13 protein-coding genes are annotated in these 16115 nt (G+C 67.0%); 6 read left to right on the forward strand and 7 right to left on the reverse strand.

Annotated features, from left to right (window positions below):
- Window positions 1-19 precede the first annotated feature (19 nt).
- Entirely contained in the window at window positions 20-2104 is a 2085-nt protein-coding gene (locus ACZ5BO_RS21680; protein ID WP_025129734.1) for a TonB-dependent receptor, read from the reverse strand.
- A gap of 258 nt (window positions 2105-2362) precedes the next feature.
- Here ACZ5BO_RS21680 and ACZ5BO_RS21685 point away from each other — a divergent pair, with 258 nt between their 5' ends.
- Entirely contained in the window at window positions 2363-3160 is a 798-nt protein-coding gene (locus ACZ5BO_RS21685; protein ID WP_177330297.1) for an IclR family transcriptional regulator, read from the forward strand.
- A 19-nt stretch (window positions 3161-3179) separates the two neighbouring features.
- On the opposite strand, the gene ACZ5BO_RS21690 is transcribed toward ACZ5BO_RS21685, so the two are convergent.
- Window positions 3180-3986, reverse strand: a complete 807-nt coding sequence (locus ACZ5BO_RS21690; protein ID WP_464696421.1) for an ABC transporter ATP-binding protein — start codon at window positions 3984-3986, stop codon at window positions 3180-3182.
- A 170-nt stretch (window positions 3987-4156) separates the two neighbouring features.
- Here ACZ5BO_RS21690 and fepB point away from each other — a divergent pair, with 170 nt between their 5' ends.
- From fepB to ACZ5BO_RS21705, 3 genes are read left to right on the forward strand one after another with little or no spacing between them, the layout of a single operon-like run.
- The gene (fepB, locus tag ACZ5BO_RS21695) at window positions 4157-5062 is read left to right on the forward strand and encodes a Fe2+-enterobactin ABC transporter substrate-binding protein (RefSeq protein WP_464696422.1); all 906 of its coding nucleotides are present in this window, start codon (window positions 4157-4159) and stop codon (window positions 5060-5062) included.
- 3 nt (window positions 5063-5065) lie between these two features.
- The gene (locus tag ACZ5BO_RS21700) at window positions 5066-6115 is read left to right on the forward strand and encodes a FecCD family ABC transporter permease (RefSeq protein ID WP_464696423.1); all 1050 of its coding nucleotides are present in this window, start codon (window positions 5066-5068) and stop codon (window positions 6113-6115) included.
- Complete coding sequence (locus tag ACZ5BO_RS21705; RefSeq protein WP_025129729.1) at window positions 6115-7143, forward strand: FecCD family ABC transporter permease; 1029 nt, start codon at window positions 6115-6117, stop codon at window positions 7141-7143. Before ACZ5BO_RS21700 ends, ACZ5BO_RS21705 begins: the two co-directional genes overlap by 1 nt.
- A 27-nt stretch (window positions 7144-7170) precedes the next feature.
- On the opposite strand, the gene ACZ5BO_RS21710 is transcribed toward ACZ5BO_RS21705, so the two are convergent.
- Window positions 7171-8790, reverse strand: a complete 1620-nt coding sequence (locus ACZ5BO_RS21710) for a serine hydrolase domain-containing protein (RefSeq protein ID WP_464696424.1) — start codon at window positions 8788-8790, stop codon at window positions 7171-7173.
- Window positions 8791-9022: 232 nt separating this feature from the next.
- Here ACZ5BO_RS21710 and ACZ5BO_RS21715 point away from each other — a divergent pair, with 232 nt between their 5' ends.
- On the forward strand, window positions 9023-9817 hold the full coding sequence (locus tag ACZ5BO_RS21715; RefSeq protein WP_464696425.1) for an ATP-grasp domain-containing protein: 795 nt from the start codon (window positions 9023-9025) through the stop codon (window positions 9815-9817).
- Here the strand turns inward: ACZ5BO_RS21715 and ACZ5BO_RS21720 are convergent.
- The 3 genes from ACZ5BO_RS21720 to ACZ5BO_RS21730 all read right to left on the reverse strand — a co-directional run bounded on the left by ACZ5BO_RS21720 (window position 9814) and on the right by ACZ5BO_RS21730 (window position 11890).
- A complete protein-coding gene (locus ACZ5BO_RS21720; protein WP_025129726.1) occupies window positions 9814-10356 on the reverse strand; it encodes a TetR/AcrR family transcriptional regulator in 543 nt (180 codons plus the stop codon). The two genes, ACZ5BO_RS21715 and ACZ5BO_RS21720, sit on opposite strands and share 4 nt — an antisense overlap.
- Complete coding sequence (locus ACZ5BO_RS21725; protein WP_464696426.1) at window positions 10349-10897, reverse strand: dihydrofolate reductase family protein; 549 nt, start codon at window positions 10895-10897, stop codon at window positions 10349-10351. Before ACZ5BO_RS21725 ends, ACZ5BO_RS21720 begins: the two co-directional genes overlap by 8 nt.
- A gap of 87 nt (window positions 10898-10984) precedes the next feature.
- Window positions 10985-11890 carry a LysR family transcriptional regulator gene (locus ACZ5BO_RS21730; protein WP_025129724.1) on the reverse strand — a complete coding sequence of 302 codons (906 nt, stop codon included), beginning with the start codon at window positions 11888-11890 and terminating at the stop codon, window positions 10985-10987.
- A gap of 92 nt (window positions 11891-11982) precedes the next feature.
- On the opposite strand from ACZ5BO_RS21730, the gene ACZ5BO_RS21735 reads away from it, so the two are divergent.
- The gene (locus tag ACZ5BO_RS21735; protein ID WP_464696428.1) at window positions 11983-12945 is read left to right on the forward strand and encodes an SDR family oxidoreductase; all 963 of its coding nucleotides are present in this window, start codon (window positions 11983-11985) and stop codon (window positions 12943-12945) included.
- On the opposite strand, the gene ACZ5BO_RS21740 is transcribed toward ACZ5BO_RS21735, so the two are convergent.
- Window positions 12927-16049, reverse strand: coding sequence for an autotransporter outer membrane beta-barrel domain-containing protein (locus ACZ5BO_RS21740; protein WP_464696429.1), 3123 nt, complete (start codon window positions 16047-16049; stop codon window positions 12927-12929). The two genes, ACZ5BO_RS21735 and ACZ5BO_RS21740, sit on opposite strands and share 19 nt — an antisense overlap.
- Between the last annotated feature and the right edge of the window lie 66 nt (window positions 16050-16115).

Consider the following 16115-nt stretch of genomic DNA (forward strand, 5'->3'; position numbering starts at 1 on the left):
GCCTTGAGTCGTGGTGCAATCAGAAACTGCCCTTGACGCCGATGCCGAGGGTGCGCGGCTGGGTCATGCTGGCCTCGATCCCGCCAATGCCACGGTTCTGTTGCATGTAGGTGGGCGAGCGGTCGTCGAAGACGTTCTTCACGTAGCCGTAGAGCTGCACCTGCTCGCTGAAGCGATAGCTCATGCGCGCATCGGTCAGGGTGTAGGGCTTGACCGAATAGCTGGAAGTGTTCGCCACATCCGAGTAGTAACCGTCCAGGTAGCGCACCTGGGCATTGAGGTTGAGGCGCTCGGTGATGTCCCAGCTGGGGCCGAAGCTCAGGGTGTAGCCCGGCGAGCGGGCGAACTCGTTGTGGGCATAGCCGGCGTTGCTGGAGATCTTGTCGATGCGCGTACGCAGGGTCCCGGCACTGGCCTTCAGGCGCAGGTTGTCCAGCAGGCGATAGTCGAAATCCAGCTCCAGGCCATAGGCGTGGGCCTTCTCGGCGTTGATGGTGTAGGACTGGGCAACCCCCGGGGAGATCACCACCGGAATGTTGTACTGGGCGTCCTTGAAGTCCATGTAGAACAGGTTGGTGTTGATCAGCAGGCGGTCGTCCAGGAGGCTCGCACGGCTGAACAGTTCATAGTTCCAGATCGACTCCTCCTTGAAGTAGGCCCACTGCCGGGTCGACAGGTTGAGCGACACGCCTCCCGGGTTGTAGCCGCGGCTGACCAGGCCACCGACGGTCCACTGCGGTGTTGCCGCATAGGCCAGGGACACCTTGGGCAGCAGGGCCGAGAAGGTCTTGTCGTAGTTCAGCGCCCGCGGTGCCAGCACCGAGTTGCCGGTGCGCTCGACCCGGTCTTCCTGATAGCGCAGGCCGGTGCTCAGGGTCCAGAGATCACTGAGCCGATAGTTCAGTTCACCAAAGATGCCGAGGTTGGTCTTGGTGTCGTCGAACGCCGAGCGGCCCATCAGGTTCAGGGTTTCGTCAGTGCGGGTGCGGGCGACGTAGACGCCGCCCATGCCGCTCAGCACATCTTGCTGACTGCCGAAGGTCAGGCGCGATTCGTTGGAGCCGTTCTTCTGGTGGATGCGCGCGTCGCCCTCGCCCGCCGCGCCGGTGACCCGCTGCACCGACGACAGCGAATACTGCGCCTGGTTGAACAGCTTGAGGCCGTTGCCCAGGTCGTAGGAGACATCGAGGATGCTGGTGTTGGTGTCCTGCTCCCAGGACGGCATGGTGGTGGTCCGGTGGTCGAGCTTGTGGTACGGGGCCGAGGCGGCCTCCTGGCTCGGCCGGTTGCTGTCGGTGTGGGAGAAGGTGAACTGGCTTTCCAGGCCCGGGATATCGGTCGGCAGCCACAGCAGCTTGGCCCGGGCGTTGAGGTTGCGAAAATCCTGGTCGGTCCCGCTGCCCTGGAAGCGCGGGTTGTCGTAGTCGATGAAGGTATCGCGGGAGGAATAGTCCACCGCCAGGCGTCCGGCGAAATCCTCGGCCAGGGGCCCGGACACCGCCACCGAGCTGCGCCGCGTCTGATAGCTGCCGATCTCCGCCTGGTAGGCCGCCTCGGGGGTGAAGGTCGGGTTCTTGGTGTTGACGATGATCGCCCCGGCAATCGCGTTGGCGCCCTGGGAGGTGGTCTGCGGGCCACGGAAGACTTCGATGCTGTCCACATCCCAGACCGAGGTCGCGCCGAAGAACATCTCGTTGTAGTTCAGGTAGTGCCCGTCGAGGTTGATGGTGGCCCGGGGCACGGTGCCGCCCCAGAACACGTTCTGCCCGTTGTTCGGCCCCTGGGTGTCCTGGCCGCGGATGATCGGCGCGCCCACCGAGTCGGTGTAGATCACGTTGGGAATGCCGTTGATGACCTCGGACACCGACGCATCGCCGGTCTTGTTCTGGTCGATGTCCTTGTCGCTGATGATGGAAACCGACGAGGCCGTGTTCTTCATCCCGCGCTCCAGCTTCTCGCCGGTCACCACCTGGGCATCCAGGGCCAGGCTGGCCTTTTGCCCGGCCGCGGATTCCTCGGCCATCAGCGGCGGGGCCGCCAACAGGGTGGACAGGGTGAAAACGCCAATACCGTGACTGAATGTGCGATGCGTATGGGCCATCAAGGCCTCCCTCCAAATGAGAATGATCCTCTTTCACGATTAGGCTATCACGCAGCCATCACATTCCTCAATGAGGAATTCATTCTGCAAAATGGAATCGTCTACACTCTTGGCCCTGACGCATTCGAGCGTCCCTGGCGGCGGGCAGAACCGGTATCATGGCCGCCGCGAGCGCCATCGCTGCGCGGGCCGCAGCCTGCGCCATGACCGCCGCCAGACTTTGGTGAGGAGACCAAGCCGTTGAACACTTCGCAGACCCTGCTGGACGAGACCCAGGATTCACCACCGGAAAAACGCTCCGGAGTGATCCAGTCGGTGTCGATCGCCGCGCGTTTTCTCAACACCCTGGCCAACGCCGAAGGCGAGCTGGCCCTGGGCGAAGTGGCCCGGCGCACCGGCACCGGCGGCTCCACCGCGCACCGCTATCTGCAGAGCCTGGTCAAGGAAGGGCTGGCCAAGCAGGATCCGGTCAGCGGCCTGTATGACCTGGGGCCGGCCGCCCTGAGCATCGGCATCGGCGCGTTGAAGCGCATCGACGCGGTGGACATCGCCGCCCAGCACATGAAAGCCCTGGCCCAGCGGCATGCTGCCAGTGGCGGCGTGGCGATCTGGACCGACCGCGGGCCGACCCTGGTGCGCTGGTATCGCAGCGCCTATTTCTCGATCAACCCCCTGGCCCTGGGGGACATCCTGCCCATCGACAACACTGCCTGCGGCCTGGTGTTCCAGGCATTCCTGCCCAAGGCCACCATCGACGCCGCGCGCAAGCAGCAGCCTGCGCACTTTCGCGGCACCCCGCCCGGCAGCGCGGTACTGGACGAGGTTCGCCGCACGCACTGGGCCGAGCTCACCAGCCACCTGCTGTCGAATGTCACCGGCCAGGCCGCTCCGGTATTCGACGCCCAGCAGGAAATCGTCTGTGTGATGACCACGGTCACCGACCTGGGACAACTGCAGGCACCGGAAGACCGTGATGCGCTGTTTCACCAGGCCACTCTGGTCAACCAGGCCACCGGCGGTCAGCGGATCCCTCAAGCTCCACTGCCGCCCCGCCGCTGAGCCCGGCCACATCCGGGCTTCAAGCGCTCGTGGTGACGCTTGCCTCGAGCCGTCCTTTGGGCACCATCAGCGGCGTGCCGCTGACCGGGTCGGCAATGATCACCGAGTCCAGGCCGAACACTTGCGCCACCAGGGCCTCGGTGAAAATGGCCGAAGGTGCACCCTGGGCCACAATCGCCCCGCCTCGCAGGGCGATCAGGTGGCTGGCATAGCGGCAGGCCTGGTTCAGGTCGTGCAGCACCGCAACGATGGTGCGTCCCTGGCGGTTGAGTTCGGCCAGCAGTTCCAGCAGCTCGATCTGATGGACGATGTCCAGGTAGGTGGTGGGTTCGTCCAGCAGCAGGATCGGCGTGTCCTGGGCCAGCACCATGGCAATCCACACCCGCTGGCGCTGCCCCCCGGACAGCTCGTCCAGCAGCCGTTCGGCCAGGTCCCCGACCCGGGTCGCGGCCATCGCCCCCAGCACCGCCTGCTCATCCTCTTTCGACCACTGGCGCAGCAGCGACTGATGGGGATAGCGCCCGCGCGCCACCAGCTCGGCCACGGTGATGCCGTCCGGGGCCAGGGCGCTTTGCGGCAGCAGGCCCAGGCGCCGGGCCACCTCCCGGGCCGGCAATTGGCGAATGTCCTTGCCGTCCAGCACCACCTGGCCCCTGGCCGGGGTCAACAGCCGTGACAAGGCCGCCAGCAGGGTGGATTTACCACAGGCATTGGGCCCGACGATAACCGTGAACGAGCCGTCGGGAATGGCCAGGGAAAGGTCCTGGGAGATGGTCCGTGCGTCGTAGCGCAAGGTCACGGCATCCACGTGCAAACGGTGAGTCATGGAGAGGTTTTCCTTGGGGGACAAGCGCTTGCAGTATTGCAATTGCGGAATGGATTCTACAATATGGAACACATTGTATGAGAAGCATTAGCATATGCGTTCCGCCGTCCCGGCCCTTCGCTTGCTGTCAAACGGGCCCCACCTGCCCCCATCCACCGCCCAACGGATCGATGATGAACCCACGCCTTCCCGCCCGCCTGCTCTGCGCAGCGGTCCTGGCCCTGTCCGGCCACCTTGCCTGCGCCGCCCCTGCCACTCCTGCGCGGATCGTCTCCACCAGCCCCAGTGTCACCGGGATCCTGCTGGCCATGGACGCGCCGCTGCTGGCCAGCGCCGCCACTACTCCCAGCCGCCTCACCGATGAGCGCGGGTTCTTCTCGCAATGGGCGCAAGTGGCCGAGCAGCGAGGGGTCCAGGTGCTGTACCGCAACCTGCAGTTCGACATCGAGGCGGTGATCGCCAGCGACCCCGACCTGCTGGTGGTCTCTGCCACCGGTGCCGACAGCGTGATCGCCCATCGCAGCGAACTGCAGGCCCAGGGCATCAACACCCTGGTGGTCGACTACTCGAACCAGAGCTGGCAGGACATCGCCACGCAACTGGGCAAGCACACCGGCCTGGAACACCAGGCCCAGGCCGCGATCCAGCGCTTCGACCAGTACACCGCGCGCACCGCCGCCAGCATCACCCCGGCCACTGGCCCGGTCAGCGTGGTCGGCTACAACATCGCCGGCAGCTACTCCATCGGCCGCCTGAGCAGCCCCCAGGCGCGGCTGTTGAGCAGCCTGGGCTTCACCGTTGCCGAACTGCCCCAGGCGCTGGCGGCAAAGGTCACCCGGGCCTCGGACTTCCAGTTCATTTCCCGGGAGAACCTGCCGGCAGCGATCACCGGCGACAGCGTGTTCCTGCTGAGTGCCACTGACAGCGACGTGCAGGCGTTTCTCGCCGACCCGGTGCTGGCCAACCTGCCGGCGGTGATCAACCAGCGGGTGTACGCCCTCGGGCCCAGTTCGTTTCGCATCGACTATTACTCAGGACGGCAGATGATCGACGCCGTTGCCGCGCACTTTCGCTGAAACATGAACCTGCTCGCCCCCCTCGCCCGCCCCGCTCTGTCGCTATCGGGCCGCCAGCGTGCACGCACCTGGGGCCTGCTGGCCGGGCTCGCGCTGCTGGTCTTGCTGGCCCTGCTCAGCCTGGCCACGGGTTCGCGTGCCATTGCCCTGGACGTGACCTGGCAGGCCCTGGCCGCCCCTGACCTGCACAACGACCAGCACCTGATCCTGCGGGAGCTGCGCCTGCCGCGCACCCTGGTGGCCCTGCTGGCGGGGCTGGCCCTGGGCGTGGCCGGTGCGGTGATGCAGGCGGTGACCCGCAACCCCCTGGCCGAACCGGGGCTGCTGGGCATCAATGCCGGCGCCGCGCTGGCGGTGATCAGCGGGGTGGCATTGCTGCAACTGACGAGCATGGCCCAGTACCTGTGGTGCGCGTTCTTCGGCGCCGGGCTGGCCGGGATCGTGGTGTTCGTCCTGGGCCAGGCCCATGAGACCGGGACCAACCCGGTGCGCCTGGTGCTGGCCGGAGCCGGGCTGTCGGTAATGCTCGGTTCACTGACCGGGATCATCGTGCTCAACAGCCCACCCGAGGTCTTCGACCATTTCCGTCACTGGGCCTCCGGCTCGCTGGCCGGCAGCGGTTTTGGCCTGCTGCACATTCCGGCCCTGGCCATTGGCTGCGGCCTGGCTGCTGCCCTGGCCATCGCCGCGCGCCTCAACGCCCTGGCCCTGGGCCACGACCTGGGCCGGGCACTGGGGGTCAACCTGCGCCTGACCTGGCTGCTGGCCTGCCTGGCGGTGATGCTGCTGGCCGGCGCGGCCACCGCCGTGGCCGGGCCCATCGGTTTCATCGGCCTGGTGGCCCCGCACCTGGCGCGGATGCTGGTGGGCCCGGACTACCGCTGGATCCTGCCCTACTCGGCGCTGTTGGCCGCGGGCCTGCTGCTGGGGGCCGACGTGCTCGGCCGGGTGCTGGCGGCGCCGGAGGAAATCGCCGCCGGAATCATCACCCTGCTGCTGGGTGGCCCGTGCTTCATTGTCCTGGTCAGGCGCTTTCGCCTGAGCCGCCTGTGATGCGCCGCAACGCCCTGCGCCTGGGTGCCCTGTCGCTGCGCTGGCGTCCGCGCAGCATTGCGGTCTGTGGGGTTCTGGTGCTGCTGGTACTGTTGCTCTGGGCCCTGCTGCTGGGTACCGGCAGCCTGGCCCTGGGGCCGAGCGAAGTGCTGAGCAGCCTGCTGGGCCAGGGCCAGGACCCTACCGCCCAGCGCGTGATCCAGCGCGTGCGCCTGCCCCGGGCGCTCACCGCCACCCTGGTGGGCGCGGCCCTGGGCATGGCCGGAGCGATCTTCCAGTCGATCTCCCGCAATGCCCTGGGCTCGCCGGACGTCATCGGCTTTACCACCGGTGCCGCCAGTGGCGCCATCGTGCAGATCATGCTGTTCGATTCAGGGCCCCTGGCCACCTCCCTGGCGGCGGTCGCTGCCGGCCTGTGCACCGCCTTGATGGTGCTGCTGCTGGCGCGCAAGGGACGCACCAGCGGCGGCTATCGCCTGGTGCTGGTGGGCATTGGCGTAGGCGCCAGCCTGTCGGGCCTGAACAACATCCTGCTGGTGACCGGCAACCTCGACCAGGCGATGTTCGCCCAGCTGTGGCTGGCCGGCTCGCTGAACACCCGCACCTGGTCCCATGTGCTGCCGGCAGCCCTGGGCTTGCTGGCCATCGCACCGATCGCCCTGTACCACGCCCGGCGCATCAACCTGCTGGAAATGGGTGACGCCACCGCCACCCAACTCGGCGTGGCCGTGGAGCGCACACGGTTGGTCATGGTCCTGGCCGCTGTCGGCTTGACGGCCATCGCCACCGCCGCTGCGGGGCCCATCGCCTTTGTCGCCCTGGCCGGCCCACAACTGGCCCGGCGCCTGACCCGCTGCGCCGAAGTGCCGCTGGTGTCGGGAGCGCTGATGGGGGCAGTGTTGCTCCTGGCCGCAGACCTGTTGAGCCAGCGCCTGGCCTTCCACGCCAACCTGCCCATCGGCCTGATGACCGGCTTGCTGGGGGGCTTTTACTTGCTGTGGCTGCTGGTGCGCAGTCGGCGGGTGTGAAGGAGGCAAACCCTCGCGACCGAGACCTTACTGCAGCGGCACCTTCCTGAACCGCAGATGGCGCGCCACGCTGCTGGTCAGCACCGCCCGCTCCTCGGCAAAGCTGATCACCCCCAGTTCTCCGGCGCTGAAACGCTCTGCGGTCAAAGGTTGCATTGGGTAGGTGTACTGGCCGATTCGCATATAGAGCTTGCCGTGCCGGGCATAGACCTTGAGTTGCCCGGGACTGGTCTGCAGGGCATAGAGGCCGACGTAGGGGCGAATATCCTCGGGCTTCCAGGCCGGGGCCAGGGCATAGGTCGAGGCCGGGTTGTTGAGCGCGATCCGCCCTCCCGAGGTCGCCGCAAGGTAGATCGGGGTGCCGTCGTTGTCTGCCGCCAGTACCTCATCGCTCTGCCGGGTCAGCGGCAGGACGTCGGGGAAGGTTTCCAGGATCCACTCCTTGCCGCTGCGCCGCAGCTGCAACTGATGGCCGCCATCGCCCAGGTAGGTGCCGGCCACCAGGGTTTTCAGCGAGGCCTTGGGCAGTGCCCGGATGCTCGGGGGGGGCGCCGGAATGTCCGCTTCCCCAGACGGCGCCGGCGAGCCCAGCAGGGTATCGAGCAATTGGTGACCGCGCTCCGAGGCCCGGCCATCGTCCAGATTGCACAGGACCACAGTGGCCACGTCGAGCTTGGGGTACCAGGCCACATCGGTGCTGAAACCGGCCCAGCTGCCGCTGTGGGACAGCTCTTGCAGGCCGCGGTAGCTGCGGTTGGCGAGGCCCGCGCCGTAGTAGCCCGGGTCACCGTCGTTGAAGGGCTCGGTCTGGCGCATGTTCTCCACCAGAACCTTGCCCCCGACCCGCCCGGTGGAGAGGTTGCGCAGCCAGCGCATCAGGTCCGCCACGTTGCTGTGCACCTGGCCGTCGCCGGTCTGTTCCCAGCGCGCCTCAACCGCCACATAGGCCTTGCCCTGCGCGTCCGGTTCATAGCCCCGGGCCAGGTTCGGCAACTGCACCGGGTATTGGTCGACGATGCTTGAGTGATCCATGCCCAGGGGCAGGAAGATGTTCGCCCGGGAGTAGTGCTTCAGCGGCAAGCCGCTGGCTCGCTCGACGATGCTCGACAGCAGGAGGTAACCGCTGTTGCTGTAGCTGAATTCGCTACCGGGCGTGAACATCAGGCTGTCCTGGCGCACCAGCAGGTCCAGTGCCTGTTGCTGGGTAAAGCGCTGGGTCAGGGGAATCCCCGCCAGCTCGGCCAGCAGCATGTAGTCCTGCAGCCCGGAAGTGTGGTGCAGCAGGTGGCGGATCTTGACGCCCTGGGCATAGGCCGGCAGCTCAGGCAGAAAACGCCGCACCGGGTCTTCCAGGCTCAGGCGCCCCTGGGCTTGCAGTTGGAGGATGGCGAAACCGGTGAACTGCTTGGACACCGACGCCAGGTTGAACCGGGTGTCGGCCTGGATCGCCGCGCCGCTGGCCAGGTTGGCGGCGCCATAGCCCGCGCTCCAGATCAGCTGGCCGCCACGCATCACCCCCGCGGCGCACCCGGGCTGGTCGGCCGGGATGTCCGCGAACACCGCGGGGAATGCCGGGAGCGCGTCGGCACGAGCCATAAAGGCCACCCCCAGGGTCGAGATCAGCACGGCGGTCAACAGTGTACGCATGGGGTTCTCCAGTCGCGTCGGTCCTTGGCGCTCCAGCGGAGCAGGCGCCAGTATCCCCAGCAGCGGTGTTGGAATCTGTCGTGCTCTGGTGATTTTCTGTGAACAAAGGTGCAGGGATGTAACGAACATCCGAGCCCAGAGGATTGCCCGGGAGAATCCCGTTATCATCGGCCACCGTGCCACTTCACCGGCGTCCATGGACCCGGGCAAACCCTCACTGGCAGGACTCGCCATGCACCTTCTGTACCCCAGCGACCCCTTCGACCCCAAGCGCCCGGACGAGCAATACCTCGACGAATACCAGGCGATTCTGGCCGCTGGCCTGAGCGCTTCGCTGTTCTGCTTCGAGGATTTCGAGAGCGGCCGTTTCCGGCCGCGGCCGGCCATCGAAGAAGGCAGCCAGGTGCTGTACCGCGGCTGGATGCTGACGCCCGAAGGCTACGGCGAACTGGTGGCGCAGCTGCAGCGCCTGGGCGCCGACGCCTTCACCCAGGTGGCCGACTACCGGGGCTGCCACCACTTGCCGCAGTGGTATCCACGGCTGGCCCGCTTCACCTGCGAAACCCGGGTGCTGACGGCCGATGCCGACTTCACCCAGGCCCTGGCGGACCTCCACTGGCCGGGGTACTTCATCAAGGACTACGTCAAATCACTGAACACCGGCAGCGGCAGCCTGGTGGACTCCCCGGCGGACATCGCGCCATTGATCGAGCGCATGCGCCAGTATCGCGGCCAGATCGAGGGCGGTGTCTGCGTCAGGCGTCGCGAGGAGTATCTGGATGACACCGAGCGCCGCTATTTCGTGCTCCACGGCCAGGCCTACGGCGCCAGCGGTGAAGTACCGGCACTGGTGCACGAATGCGCAGCGCTGATCGACAGTCGGTTCTTCTCGGTGGATCTGGTGCTGCGGGCCGACGGCGTGCTGCGCCTGGTCGAGGTCGGCGACGGCCAGGTGTCGGACCGCAAGGAATGGCCGGCCCAGCGGTTCGCCGCGATGCTCGCCGGCGCCCTGCAAACAGCGGCTTAGCGCAGCAAGCGGCGCAGCCCCGCCTCGAAAGCCCCCTCCAGCGCCTGCGCGTCCTCCCCGGCCAGGGCCAGCGCCAGGGCGTGGCCATGGCTGTAGTCCACCAGCAGGTCGAACAGCACCGGGTCTGCATCGAAGGCCCGCACTGCCTGGCGCAGGCGTTGGCTGAAGGCGGCCAGGGAACCGCCGAACAGCTGCGGGTCACCGAGGATGCACAGGGTCAGCGCCGGGTGACGGCGGACCCGGCTCATGTATGCCTCCAGCAGCGCCTGGATATGGCCCGCGGGCGGCAACGGCGGGTCCGGTTCCGCCAGCGGCTCGGCGTGCACCCGTTCCACCAGCAGGCGCATCAGGTTGCGCTGGTCACCCACGTGGTAGGCCACCGACATCGGAGTGATCCCCAGTTGCCGCGCCAGGGCCCGGCCACCGAAACCCTGGGGGCCCAGTTCTTCCAGCAGTTCCAGGCCGACGTCGAGAACCTGATCGAGGCTCAGTTCGCGCCCCGCTGCGGGACGGCCGCTGCGCTTGGGTCGGTCAGCCATGGGCGCCGTCCCGTTCCACCCGGTAGCGGGTGCTGACCAGCCCGTCTGCATACCGCCTGGAGTCGATGCAGTGCAGGCGCAGGTCCTGGGGCAGTGCGCCGAACAGCGGGCGGCCCGTGCCCAGCAGCACCGGCACCCGGGTCAGGGTCATTTCATCGATCAGGCCGGCCTGGAGAAAGGCTTGAATCAGCGTGCCGCCATCGATGTAGGCGGTTTTCCAGCCCTCGGCCTGCAACTGCGCCACCAGTTCCAGCGGCTGCACCGCGCTGATCCGCACCTTGCCTTCCAGGCGCTGGGGCAGGTCCTGCGCGCCGAGGGTGCGGCTGAGCACCACCACCGGCTTGTCGAACGGCCAGGGGGTGAAACCCAGCACGCTGTCGTAAGTCGCACGGCCCATGACAATCCCGTCCACCGATGCCATGAACGCGCCGTAGCCGTAGTCCTCGCCGGATTCGCCACTGGGCAGCCAGTCGATGGCTCCGTCGTTGCGGGCGATGAAACCATCCACCGAAGTGGCGATGAAAACCTTGCCGAATGCCATGGGCGTTGCCTCCTGAAAGCCTAAACATACAGCGTATGATAAACCCCTACAGGCAGCCGCTGACAAGCGGCTTCTGCCTCCCGGCCGTCAACCGCCCTCGGCGTAGGCCGCCAGCCCTTGCGCCAGTGCGGCGAAGGTCACCGCGCAGCGCGGGCTGTCGCGCAGGTCCTCATGCATCGCCACCCAGGTTTCCAGGCGCGGTGCAAACTGCTCCGCTAGGACCCGCACCAGGCGCGGATCGTTATCGGCCAGGCGCACCTGGCAGGCGCCAATGCCAAACCCCGCGCGCAATGCCGCCAACTGCGCCAGGTCACTGTCGCTGCGCCAGGCGAAAGCACCCCGGTTGAACTGCGGGTATTGCTGCTGCATGCGGCGGATAAACGCGGTCTCACGGTCGAAACCGATCAACCCATGCTCGGCCAACTGCTCCAGCTCCCGCGGCGTGCCCTGGCGTGCCAGGTAGTCCCGGTGGGCATGCAGGCCCAGTTCGATGTCGGCGACCCGGCGCACCAGCAGCGCTTCCTGGGTCGGGCGGAACATGCGCACGGCGATATCCGCCTGGCGTTGCAACAGGTCGTCGGCACGGTTGGACAGCACCAGCTCCACCACCAGTTGCGGATGCTGCTGGCGCAAGGTGGCGAGAATCGGCGGCAGTACCTCGACGCCAATGATTTCGCTGGCCGAGATCCGCACACTGCCCTGCACAGCGGCGCCATGGCTGCTGGCCACTCGGCGCAAGGCTGCCTCGCCCGCCGCCACTTGCAGCAGGTAGGGCTTGAGTTCCAGCGCCGCTTCAGTGGCGGCGAAACCGTCGAAGGAGCGGGTGAACAGCTTCAGGCCCAGGGCCGCTTCCAGCTGATCGATGTGCCGCCCCACCGTGGGCTGGGTCAGGCCCATGGCGCGGCCGGCGGCAGACAGGGAACCGCTGTCCAGGACCGCGAGAAAGGTCCGGTACCAGTCCCAGTTGGGGGGAGTGTCCGCAGGGGTATGCATTTTTTTATAGAAACCATCAAAGACTGGGCAATTTCCATTTAGCCGAGGAACTCGCACTCTGCAAGCCCTGTTCATCCACGAGGAACCCCGCCATGCCCCAAGTAGCCCTGTTCGGCGCCGTTGGCGCCATCGGCCAAAGCATTGCCAGCACCCTGCGCAGCCAGGGCCAGCCCTACCGCGTGGTGGGCCGCAGCCAGAGCAGCCTGCTGCAGGCCTATGGCGCCGACCCGCTGGCCGAGCCGGTCACCTGGGACCCGGACCAGCCCGCCTCGGTCGAGGCCGCCGCGGCCGGCATCGACACCCTGATCTACCTGGTGGGGGTGGACTACTGGCGCTTCGAACTGCACCCGCAACTGATGCGCAAGACCCTGGACGGCGCCATCGCCGCCGGGGTGCGCCGGATCCTGCTGATCGGCACCGTGTATCCCTATGGCATGGCCCAGGGCAATCCCGTGGCGGAGCACCATCCGCGCCAGCCCAACAGCTTCAAGGGCCGCATGCGCAAGGCCCAGGAAGACCTGCTGTGGAAGGCCCATGCCGAGGGGCGGATCCAGGCCACGGTGTTGCGCCTGCCGGATTTCTACGGGCCCGGGGTCGACAAGAGCCTGCTGCACGGTGCATTCCAAGCTGCGCTCCAGGGCGGCACGGCGAACCTGGTGGGGCCCCTGGACCGCCCCCACGAGTTTGTCTTCGTGCCAGATGTAGGGCCGGTGGTCTGCCGCTTGATCCGGCAGCCCGAAGCCTTCGGCAAGACCTGGCACCTGGGCGGCGCCGGGGTTACCAGCCAGCGCAAGCTGCTGGAGCTGATCCGGCAGCACGGCGGTGCGCCCTTCAAGCAGCGGGTGATCGGCAAGCCCCTGCTGCGCCTGCTGGGGCTGTTCGATCCGCTGCTGCGCGAGATGGTGGAAATGCACTACCTGATCAGCTCGCCGCTGATCCTCGACGATTCGGCCCTGCAAGGCCTGCTCGGGCCGATCGCCAAGACGTCCTATGCCGAAGGGGTGCGCCAGACATTGGCGGCGACCACCAATGCCCCTCAGAACGTGAAGCGGTAACCGAGATTGGCGGCCCAGGGCCGGTCGATATTCGAGCCTTCGCTGGTCTCGACCTCGGCATACAGCTGGTGCTTGCGGCTCAGCTCGCCGGTCACCCCAGCCCCGGCGTACCAGCCACCGCCGCTGCCATCGGGGCGGCTGGCGATGCCATTGGTGCGCACCTTGTTCTGCGCCGACAGGTCCTCGATCCAGCCGGCCTTGAGGTAGGGCTGCAAGCGCGTGCCGTTGTCCAGCTGCAGGTTGCGCCCGGCCCGGGCACCGCTGCGGATCTGGGTCGACAGGCCTTCGCCGGGCTGCACCTGCAGGCCGTTGTCCAGGCGGTAGTTGTCGGAACGGGCATAGAGCATGGAGACCTGAACCTGAGGCTCGACGAACCAGCGGTCGCCCAAGTCGATCTGCTTGCCGGCTTCCACCGACAGGCCCGCGCCCTTGCTGCGCGAATGCCCGGAGACCTTGGCGCCGTCAGTGCCCCACACATCCAGGCGGGTGGACCAGCGGTTCAGGGTCAGCAAGGTGTCGGTGTACCAGCCCGAGTCATCCAGGTAGGTGGCATAGCCGCCCAGGTGGTAGCTGTCGAGCTTGCCGCTGCCCTCGCTCTTGAAGTTGCGCTCGGTCTGGCTGTAGCCGGCCAGCGCGCCCAGCACCAGGGTGCCGCCGGCGGTGTCGAGCCGGGTGTCCACGCCCAGTTGGGTGCCCTGCACTTGCTGGGAAAAGGTGCGGCCGACGCCGTTGTCCAGGGACTGCTGCTGGCCGAAACCGCGGATCCACAGGCCCTGGCGATCGCTGCCCTGGCGCAGCTCGCCCACCCGTTGCACCAGGGTCGCGCGCTCGGCATCCCAGGTGGCCCGCAAGGTGGCGATGGCGCTGCTGTTGACCGCCGCGCTGGCGCCAGTGGACAGGTTGTCCGGTCCTGGCTCCGGCTGGTTGCGGCCGACGTTGACCAGGTTCCAGTTGCCCTGGGTGTCGGCCGCAAGACCGTAGCGATAGGTCCCAGCGTCCACCACACCACCGCGGTTGGCCAGGCTGAACGAGCCCGGGCCGCCGGCGCTTTGCACCAGGGTCAGGCTCTGGCCCTCGGCATCGGGCTCGGCACCGGAGTTGCGCACCAGGATATCGTTGTTGCCGGTGACCTGGCCGCCGACGATCAGGCGGTCGCCCAACTGCTGGCCCAGGTCGGTGTTCATGATGTAATGACCGTCGCCGGCAAGGTCGCCGCTGACCTGCAACTGTTTGAAGGCGCCCCCCAGCCCGGGGTCGGCAAACTCCACCACGCCGTTGTTGGTCAGGCGGGTGAGTTGCGAATCACCGCGCAGCATCCAGCGACTGCTGTCGTCCAGGCTCAGTTGGGTATCACGGCTGCCCCCCTTGATCGCCCCGTCCAGGCTGGAGTGGTCGGCCAGGGACAGTTGCAAGCTGCCGGCGTCCACCTGCACATCACCGAACAGGTTCGAGCGCACGGCGTCCAGTTGCACCGCATCGGCCAGCACCCCGCCCGCCCGGTCGGTGATCCACAGCGCGGTGCCTGGCTGGCTGCCGCTGCGGCCGATCAGGGTGCTGTCGGTGAAGCGCGTGCTCAGGCCACCGCCATTGACCAGGATGCCCGCACCGTCCTGGGTCTCGATCCAACTGCCATCGACCTCGACACTGTTCGTCACGCCGCTGCCCGTGGCGTAGCTGACGATACCGTTGGCGCCCGCACCCGTGGTCTTGAGGCTCGACCCCTTGAGCTGCGAGGTGGCATTGTTGCTGATGGCCAGGCCATGGGCCGTCTCGCCCTCGGTCAGCACCTGGCTGTCGGTCAGTTGCACGCTGGCGCCGCGACCGGAGGCAAACAGGCCGTAGGCGGAAGCGCCGTGGGTGACGATGCTGCTGTCACTGAGGCTGACCTTCGCCCCCGCCATCCGCGCCAGTGCCCCAACGGCGCCCCGGCCGCTGGTTTCGATCTGCACGCGGCTGACGTTGAACACCGCGCCTGGGCTGCCGGGGTTGTCCGGCGAGGCGTACAGGGCATGGGCGTTGTTGCCCAGGGTGCTGATGGAACCGCCGTCCATGGTGAACACGCCGCCACGGTTGTCGATGGCCACGGCCTGCTGGCCACGGGTCTGCAGAATGCTGTCCTTGATGTCGACCCGAGTGTTGCTGCCCGGCATCCAGATCGCCGAACCATAGTCGCCCAGGGTAGTGATCTGCACGCTGTCCAGGTCGGCAGCGGCCTGGTTGGCGTTGACGTTGATGCCGTAGCCGTTCTGCGAGGTGATGGTGCTGTGGCTCACCACTGCGGTCCCCCCCGGGGTCTGGTAGAGGCTGCTCAAGATGATGCCATCGCCCTTGGCGTCGATGCTGCCATTGCGAAACGTCAGGGCGCCACTGTTGGCCTCGATGCCCCGGCCATTGCTGGCGGTGACGTGAACCCCATCGGCGCTGATGGAGGAGCCCAGCCCGCGAGCCGACATCGCGCCCATGAAACCCTCGGACTTGACGGTCACTCTTGCCAACTCGATGGCCGCACCGTTCGAAGCGCTGACCGCCAGGGCCATGCCCGTCGACTGGGTGGTCAGGGTCATGTCCGACGCCTTGAGCACAGACCCCTTGTCGCTGGCCGACAGCGCATCGGCCTGGCTGCCCGAGGTGGTGATCGAGCCGCCGGACAACTCGGCCTGGCCGCCGGCCGTGACGACCACCCCACGGCTTTGGCTGCCGCTGGTTTCTATCTGCACATCGGTCAGCGTCAAGCGGCTGCCGGTCCCCGTGGACAACGCGCCATCGGCGACATCGGAGCCACCGGTGGTGATCCGCACGTCGCTCAGATCGGCCTTGCCCCCGCTATCCACCCGCACCCCCACCACCGCATTGCGCGTGGTGGCCGCCGTGGCATGGATGTCGAAGCCCTTGCCCTGCAGCGAATTCTGAGCACCGCTGACGCGCACCGCGGCGCCTGATCCGGTGAAGTCCACGCGTGCATCGTCCAGGGTCAGGGATTGGCCCTGCGACGAGGACAGGTCGATTTGTTGATAGTCGGCCGCCTGCACGGACTGGATGGAAACAGTCAGCACCGACAGCGCCGAACTGATCGCCACACTTAGCGTTTTCTTAACCAGGTTCATAACTTTCAAGCCTTTGTGTTACAGCACAAGAGGCCTGAATAGTTAACCCACAAGATCAACTAACAA

Source organism: Pseudomonas sp. FFPRI_1, assembly GCF_055384485.1.